Below are 9,061 nucleotides of genomic sequence, written 5' to 3'. Positions count from 1 at the left end.
GACAAGCCAACTGCACTTGGCGGAACGACAAGTTCTTCTGTAAGCGGTTCGTTCTATGCAGGTGTGGGTGTCGTGGACGGAAGTCCTTGGAAAGGCAATACCGTGGGTGGCTCATACAGCTATTCAAGCGACACGAGCAAGGGACTTTCCGCACTCGTTGACTTGAACGGTGACGGACTTCCAGACAAGGTGTACAAGTCCGGTGGTTCTGTATATTATCGTCCACAGATTAAGACAGACAACGGAGAAGTCGTATATGGTGAGCCTGTCAAGGTAAAGGGCATTAGTAACTTCTCGACAACCAAAAGTTCTACCAACACTTTCGGTGCGAATGCCGTTGTCGGTTGGAATGTCCTGACTGCCGTTGTCGGAACGGACAAGTCAACCACTAAGACAAAGACCACTCAGTATTTCAGCGACATCAACGGTGACGGACTTGTTGACCTCGTTTCCAATGGAAAGGTATATTTCAACCACTTGGAGTTTGACGGATCAGGCAATGCCGTGCCTACGTTTACATTGAGCAGTGCCGACACGCCAAGCCCAATCATCTATGGTGGCAAGGTTGACACTTCCGTCATGGAGGTCAGTAAGGATGAGCAGGCAGAAGCCATCAAGAACTCACCGATGGAGGACATCGTGCGTGTATGGCAAGCGCCAAAGGATGGAACAGTAAGCGTGGCAGGTCAAGTGAGCCTTGTCGCTCCGACTGGTGACTATGATGCTGACGAGTATCAGAAGGCAGACGGCGTAAGAGTTGCTATCCAAAAGGGTGGCAATGAGCTTTGGAACAAGACTATTGCAAAGGGCGACGGCAGTTCTTATGCCGCTGCCGTATCATCTGTTGCCGTCAAGCGAGGTGACAGAATCTATTTCCGTGTACAGTCGGGTTCCGAGGAAACAAGCAACGGCTCATTTGACAAGGTGAACTGGTCGCCTACCATTACATACGCTGGCGAATCTAATGTTTTGCCTAACGGGCTTTCTTCAACAGAGTACAAGCCTGAGGATGGTGCCATCTATGATGTGAACACCTCTGCCAATGTGGAGAATGGTTCAAGTGTTGAAGTTCACAGTGTCTTCCACAAGCCTGTAACAACCGACGATGTTGTTCTCAGCATCATCGGCAGCAACGACAAGAAAGACAGTGACGGAAACGACAACCCGAACTATACCAAGAAGACTGTCTTTGCTCGTACATTGAAGGCTGGTGAGGCTTTCAATGGCGATTCACTCAACATCAGTCTGGAGAATACAGAAAAGCTGACCAACTTCAGCTTTGAGATTTCATCTACCTCAAATGTTGATTGGAAGAATATCGGTTGGCAAGCGTCTGTAACTTACAAGGATTCTGCCAATGTTGAGCAGACCATGTCAGTTCCTGCACATTACAAGACTTTCGCAAATGCCTTGGCAGAGGGCAAGCCATACTTGACCACTGCGACTGATACCGTTTTGGTTGTGTCGCCAGTGCTTACCCTTTCTGACAATTCCATCAATGGCCAGGTTACTTTGACCGCCAAGACAGAGGATGCACTCATCGGCAAGAAGTCTTTCAATATCGAGAATGGCATCTTGAAAGCCGATACTCTGCGATTTGCAACTACTGCAGGAAAGAACATCTGGTTTGAATACAGCTATCCGGCAGCAATCTCTAATGAAACTGTTACTTCAGCCTCTGTTTCCATTCTGAAAGATGCGGCAGGTCTCGTAACAGAGAATGTGCTTGCTGGATTCTATGCAGAGAATGACAATCTTGGCTTCGGTATGCTTTACCGTGGCTGGGGAGGTTTTGTTTATAACTCGGCAGAGGGCAGATATGCAAAGCCTATTGACGAGTCATTGCTGAAATTGCCTGAAAACGAGAACGACAAGGTTGACCCTCTCACGATGGCATTCACTCCATTGGGCACAGACCAGACTTCTATGGACAAGTGGGTCGGTCAGCGACAGGACATCTATCTTACTGCAAACGAGGCAAGCACAGCCCGATTGACAGAACAGGATGTACTTCTTACCAATCCTTTGGATAACAATGCGGAGGTGGCAGGACTTGCAGGTGAATATTTGCAGGGTACTGGTGCGGCAGCTGTAAGCCAAGTGGTATCAAGCAAGAGTACTGTTGTGCAAGGTGGTGCACGTGGCATTACCCATAACAATGCAAATGGCAGTACCAAGACGGAAGTTGCCATGATGGATATGAACGGTGACGGATTCCCTGACATCATTGCTGGTGGCACTATCCAATACACCAATTCACAAGGTGGATTGAGTGGAGAAATCTACAAGGGTATCGGAGCTAATAACTCTGACAATGCTTCTGAGGCATGGGGATATGGTGGCAATCCAGTAGCTTCTGTGTCCGATATTACAAAACTTATCTCCGGAAGCAAGTCTTCCGCACAGAACCAACAGAGTTCATGGTTGGCTCAATTCTCCATTTCCGGCAGTGCGCCGAAGAATACGGATGAAGCTGTAGAATCGTTCATAGATATTAATGGCGATGGACTACCTGACAAGATTCTTTCCGACAAGAAGGTGAGATTAAATCTTGGCTATGCCTTTACCGAGCCTATTGACTGGGAACTTGACCGCATCCAAAGCGGCAAGAGTCTTTCGTATAATCTTGGTGTTGGAACTGGTATCAACAAGGCCTCCGGCAGTTTCTCCGCAGGCTTTGGCATCGTTACCTCTGAAAATGAGGAGGAATACAATCTTATCGACATCAACTCCGATGGTCTTCCAGATAAGGTATGGAAGAACGGAAATGGTATCACTGTTGCCCTCAACACTGGTAACGGCTTTGATGAGCCTATCAGTTGGAAGGGTGCAAATGCGCTTAGTGAATCAGCCTCTACATCAGAGTCGGCAAATGCAGCGTTCACTTTGACCATCAACATCCCTGTCATAAGCATCAAGATTTCAACCAACCCTGGTGCATCAACCTCGCACAGTATCAATCGTCCTACCTACTCTTTGCAGGATGTTGATGGTGACGGCTATCTTGACATCGTTGAGTCTGAGAAGGAAAGCGAGTTGAAGGTTACACGCTCTGCCATTGGCAGGACAAACATGTTGAAGTCTGTCACCAACTCCTTGGGCGGCACTTTCACACTCGACTATGCGCATACCACTCCTACCTACGGACTTCCTGGTGGCAAGTGGGTAATGTCTGCCCTTACCGTTGATGATGGTATCCATGACGATGGACCTGTAATGACTACCGCCTTTGAGTACAAGGATGGCAAGCGTGACCGCCATGAGCGTGAGTTTCTCGGTTTCGGTGAGGTCATCACCAAGAACCTTGACACGGAGAAAGGCAATTCTGTTTACAGACAGGCTGTTGAGAGCTACGATGTAGCCAACTACTACACGCAGGGCAATGTTACCGCTACTTCCGTGGAGGATGCCAACGGCAACAAGTACACCGAGACAAAGAACCGTTACGACAGCTACTATCTGACTGCCGACGGTGACAAGTACACGTTCGCAAAGCGTGACGTGAACCTTTGGAGTGACCGTGCCTCTGCATTCGTACCTCTCCGCTATACGGCAAACTTGCAGTATGAGGGAGCGGCAAACGGTGTGGTTACATCCGAGGCATGGAACGAGTACTACCTCAATGGCTATCATGGTGAGTTGAAGTCCTACAAGTACAGCGACAAGGGCAGTCTTGGCGAGGACGGAAACGGCAAGTTCGATTATGCGACCGCTATCAAATATACCGACAATGCAGGCAAGCACATCTTCGGACTTCCTGTTGATGTGACTGTTACAGGCGGTGACGGCTCACTCTATCACCATGTGACGGCGAAGTATAATACCAACTACGCCAACCATATCACTCAGATTACACAGCAGTTGAATGACGGTGCGGCAGTTACTGATTACAAGTACGACTCTTACGGCAACATCATCCAGAAGACCCTCCCCGCCAACGGCAAGGGACAGCGCATGTGGTACAAGTACCGCTATGAGCCGGAAATGAACATGTATGTGGAGCGTATTGACGATGCGTGGGGTTACCGCAGCGAGCAAGGCAACTTCGACTATCGTTATGGTATCGCCAAGGAGCATCGTGACCTCAACAACTTCTATTATGAGACTGATGTAGATGACCTCGGTCGCATCACTGGCGTGCGTGGTCCTAACGAGTTGGCTACGGGCGTGCCTTATGCCATCGCCTTTGAGTATCAGCCTTTGGCTACCTTTAGTGAGAGTGGCATTACCGCTCCTGCTTACGCAGTGACCAAGCACTACGACATCCAGCACCCTAACGATGACTTGGAGACCGTTACGTTCGTTGACGGTTTCGGAAGAGCCGTGCAGGTGAAGAAGGACGGTGTTGTGACAAGTGCATCCAAGGGAAACTCTGCCAAGGACGAGAATGTGATGATAGTCAGCGGAAGAAACGTGTATGATGCTTTCGGACGTGTGGCAAAGTCTTTCTATCCTACAACGGAAGGAACCGGATCGAAATCAACGTTCAACAAGTCTTTCGACAATGTTTCTCCGACGGTTACAGTTTATGACGTGCTCGACCGTGCTACCTCAGTGACATTCCCGGACAACTCTACGACAACTACGGCCTATACTGTTGACAACGGCAGTCATGCACTTGTTACAACCGTAACAGACGCACTCCATAATGTTCAGTCTACCCATACCAATGGCAGTGGCAAGACCTTGAAGACCATCCAGAAGAGCGGTCCTGACGGTGAGATTACCACCTCGTTTGAGTATGACGGCATACAGCGCCTTGTTCGTGTCACCGACACGGAGGGCAATGTAACGACCTCTACTTACGACATGGGTGACCGCCGCACTGAGGTGAACCATCCTGCAAGCGGAATCACCAGCTTCACTTACGATGCGCTCGGCAATGTGCTGACCAAGCAGACTGCCAACCTTGCAAAGGAAGGCAAGTTCATCAGCTACGATTACGACTATCAGCGTCTGACAGGTATCAACTACCCAGACCACCCAGAGAACAACGTGAAGTATTACTATGGTGGTCGCAACGCTTCTCAGAATCGTATTGGTCGCTTGATGCTCCGTGAGGACGGAACTGGTGCCATTGAATACTTCTATGGCAAGATGGGTGAGGTCACCAAGACCCGCCGCACGATGATTGTGCCTAATCAGGCGATAGCAACCTATGTGACGCAATGGACTTATGACAGCCACAACCGCCTGTTGGAGATGATCTATCCTGATGAGGAGAAGATTACTTACTCTTACAATCTCGGTGGTCAGCTTGAAAAGGTTCATGGCTACAAGTCATACGGTTACGATTATGTAAGCAAGATTGGCTATGACAAGTTCGAGCAGCGCACATACTTGAAGTATTGCAACGGTGCAGAGACATTCTACACCTACGACCCACAGCGTCGTAGATTGCAGAACCTCACGGTGAATAGTGGTGGAAACACCATCATGGATAACGCCTACACTTACGATGCGGTGAGCAATGTGCTCAGCGTAGTAAACGGTGCGTCAGTGCCTCAGAGTGGCAAGGCTGGCGGACAGATGGCGCATACCTATACATACGATGCTCTTTACCGTCTTGTCAGTGCAACAGGCACTTATACTGGTGCAGACAACAAGACCGCAAGCTACACCCTTGCAATGGGCTACGATAATATGCACCGTATCACATCGAAGCGTCAGATTCTCACGCAGAACAATGTGCAGTTCAACGGTATGTTGAATGCAGGTTATGATTTGTCATACACCTATGGAACAGACACAGGCAAGAGGTTCCAGCTTGCTAACGTGAAGGATGTGAACTACCGCACAGAGGAGACGCCTTCGGAGAGCGAGAATGTGAACAACAATCACGCATACGAGTATGATGCAAATGGTAATCTTGTTTATGTCAATACCAGCCGTACAAAGAAGGATGGTGTGGCTGACGATAAGACCACGGAACGTAAACTCAAATGGGATGAGGAGAACCGTCTCCTTGCTTCTGATGATAACGGCTTTGTGACCAACTATTGGTATGATGCTGACGGAGAACGCACGGTGAAGACATCAGGTGAGAGTGACCAAGTGTATGTAAACTCCGAGTTTGCTGGAGGTCGCACGAACACCGCCAAGTTCTCACTTTATGTATCTCCTTACCTCGTTGCTAACCAAGGCGGACGCTACACCAAGCACATCTATATCGGTAGCCAGCGTGTCGTTTCCAAGATTGGTGACTTTGACTCTTACGGTTCTGACCCACGCCGCATCCAGTATGCAGGTAGTGAGACTGATGGCTTGTCTGTTGATTATAAGGTTAAATATACTCAACAGTTGCAGGCTATCAAGGATAATTATGCAACCTTTGCAGTGCCGTACAATGGCGAGGACAACAACGACTATGTGGACGGCAAGGGCTTCTGCTGCAATGACGGCAGCTTGGAGGCTGCGCAAGCACGTGTAATGGCAAGAGCAATGAAGAACAATTTCCAAGAGGGCGATACATACGAGAAAATGCAGTTCTACTACCACCCAGACCATTTGGGTAGCAGTAGTTACATCACCAATCTTGATGGCGAGGTGGTGCAACATATCGAGTATGTTCCTTTCGGTGAAGTGTTCGTTGAGGAGCGCAACAACATTTGGAATACACCTTATCTTTTCAATGCGAAGGAATTCGATGAGGAGACGGGATTGTATTACTATGGGGCAAGATACTATGACCCAAGGATAAGTTTGTGGATAAGTACAGACCCATATGAAGATAAGTATCCTTTTGTAAATAGTTATTGTTATGTCTTAAATAATCCTATAAAATTAATAGATCCAAATGGTAAAGATGTTTACATTTGGTATAAAGATAAAAATGGACATGACCGTACATTCCACTTCAGTGGTTTCCATGGTAAAAAGAGTATAAAAATTCCAAATAATCAATATATAAAGGATTTCATACAAGCATATTTATATAATGCGAAAAATGGAGGTGGAGAAAAAACTATTGAGGCTGTAACCAACCATAAATATAAAATTTATGTTTCTGATTCAGAACATGATGAATCACACTATACTGGAGGAGATAGACAACCAACTGTTTATTGGGAATCCAGACAAGGTAGTGTAACAACTGAAGGAGGCAAACAATCTGCGGCAACAATCCTTGAGCATGAGATGGATCATGCTGTTGATGATGCACAGAACCATAAAAATCACGTTGATAGGGCAGACATTTATGATGCTCAATATGATAACAAAGAAGAAAGACGTGTAATAACTGGTAGTGAAGCAAAAACTGCAAAATCTAATCATGAAGCTCTTAGGCGTAATCATCGAGGTAAAAATTACAAGACAACAAGTCCTATATCTACAAAATCCTCAAAATAAGGATTGCCAAAAGAGGTTTAGGTAGTTAAGTCACCCTCGATTGTACATTATTGAAATTGTCATTGGCATCTGCTTGATAGTGGATACCAATGACATAATATATTTTATAATTTACTCTTTTTTGATTATATATTATGCTTAAATATAAATTCTTTATATATATATTGTTGTTTATTACATTTGTTAGTTGCCGTTATCGTCAAAATGTGACAGACAAGAAAGTTTCCATATTCTATTTTACTGGTAATATTGACACATATCGGCAATTAGAGTGTGAGGACATCGAAAAATTTAGCGAGAATACGAAATACGATGACACTTTATTTGTCAAAAAGTATGTGATTGAACAAGTTTCTCAAAAAATCCAATATGCCAAACGTGACACTTCTAGGTGTTATACGAATGATAGTCCAATAATATATGTAGACATTCATGGTATGAAATTATGTATAAATGCTAAAGGTAACATTTGTTGGATTAAAAAGCATGGTAGATATGAGTTATATAAAATAAGTGATAAAGTGGCATATTTATTAAAATGTAATTCAAACTATTACAATAATATGTCAATGAATGATTTATTTAATGATTATGGTATAAAAAAATACGGAATACCAAATGGTTATAAAGATATAAATGCAAGGAAAGATAGCAAAAGGAAAGAATCTTATAAAATTCTCGTTTATTTTAATTAAAGAGTTGAGCCCACTTGAAAAAGTCATTTATACGAAAACGTGCTATTGATTGTCAATAAGTTACAAAGACGAAAAACATGATTCGGGACTTTTTCAAGTGGACTCAGAGTTTCAGTTCGGTAGTGAAAATAGAAACTTTATTAAATAAAAAAAACAGGCAATATCGTCTGTAAAATGCGTACAGAGGAGTTTTAATTGCTTTTGTACGCATTACTATATGACGATTATGGCTACCCATATTTTCAGTTTACTGCACTACATTCTGCATTCAATTTGCGCTTTATTCCGTTGGTTTCTTTAATGAGTAGATTGGCAATACTGTCTTTGTATATTGCCATTTTAACCATTTTACAGTGATGGTAAACAGAATCCTCATAAGTAGCAACACGATTTCTTACATCATCTATAACTTTCTCATCTCGGCAAACAGAAAAATGCTTTTCGATGTAGTGAATATTCGGGTCATCAGATGGAAGAACCATTTTCAATGCCCTATATTTCAAATCTGCCTCCTCCCAATCTTGATGCTCTCGCCATTGGGTGAGATTGCCCCAAATGGAAATGACAAGAGATAGAGCCAAGCCACCTATGAAAAGAAGAATATTCTTTGAGGTTGGCTCGAAGCGATGGATTACAACCTTCTTTTGAGGTGATTTGTTCATCACTTCAAGTTTATCTTGCAATGCTTTTGAGGAAACATCATTCCCTTGTCTCATCTGCTTGACTGCATCAACCAAGAACTTGCTTCGCTGCTCATTTTTGCCAAGTTCAACCTTAATAAGGTCTGCAAAAACGACAATGGCATCTCTTAATTTGGATATTTTACCTCTGACTTCCTCTTCTTTGATAAACATCGCATTGATTGACTTATCCAACTTGGTTATGTCATTACTTGCAGGAACGGTTTCCGCTCCTGCGTTCTTTGTGGAGGCAGAAAGCTCATCCACTTTCTGCTCCAATCTCTCAACTGTGCCATAGATGGCTTCCAATAGTTCTTCTTTCATGTTCGATTCTAA

At 44.8% G+C, this 9,061-nt stretch carries 3 protein-coding genes; 2 read left to right on the top strand and 1 reads right to left on the bottom strand.

The genetic code is table 11. The features are described 5' to 3' along the window. Nucleotides 1-7,350: toxin TcdB middle/N-terminal domain-containing protein (locus DWV53_RS14425; RefSeq protein ID WP_259319009.1), on the top strand; the 7,350-nt coding region annotated here is incomplete at its 5' end. 206 nt (nucleotides 7,351-7,556) lie between these two features. Beyond that, complete coding sequence (locus DWV53_RS14420; protein ID WP_147380779.1) at nucleotides 7,557-8,045, top strand: hypothetical protein; 489 nt, start codon at nucleotides 7,557-7,559, stop codon at nucleotides 8,043-8,045. Between the two features lie 242 nt (nucleotides 8,046-8,287). Here the strand turns inward: DWV53_RS14420 and DWV53_RS14415 are convergent, their stop codons facing one another. Next, nucleotides 8,288-9,049, bottom strand: coding sequence for a hypothetical protein (locus tag DWV53_RS14415; RefSeq protein ID WP_118155288.1), 762 nt, complete (start codon nucleotides 9,047-9,049; stop codon nucleotides 8,288-8,290). Nucleotides 9,050-9,061 lie beyond the last annotated feature (12 nt).

Source organism: Segatella copri, assembly GCF_003465495.1.
GTDB lineage: Bacteria > Bacteroidota > Bacteroidia > Bacteroidales > Bacteroidaceae > Prevotella > Prevotella copri_G.
The sequence above is the reverse complement of the archived record's forward strand: the minus strand, read 5'-3'. Positions and strand labels throughout refer to the sequence as shown.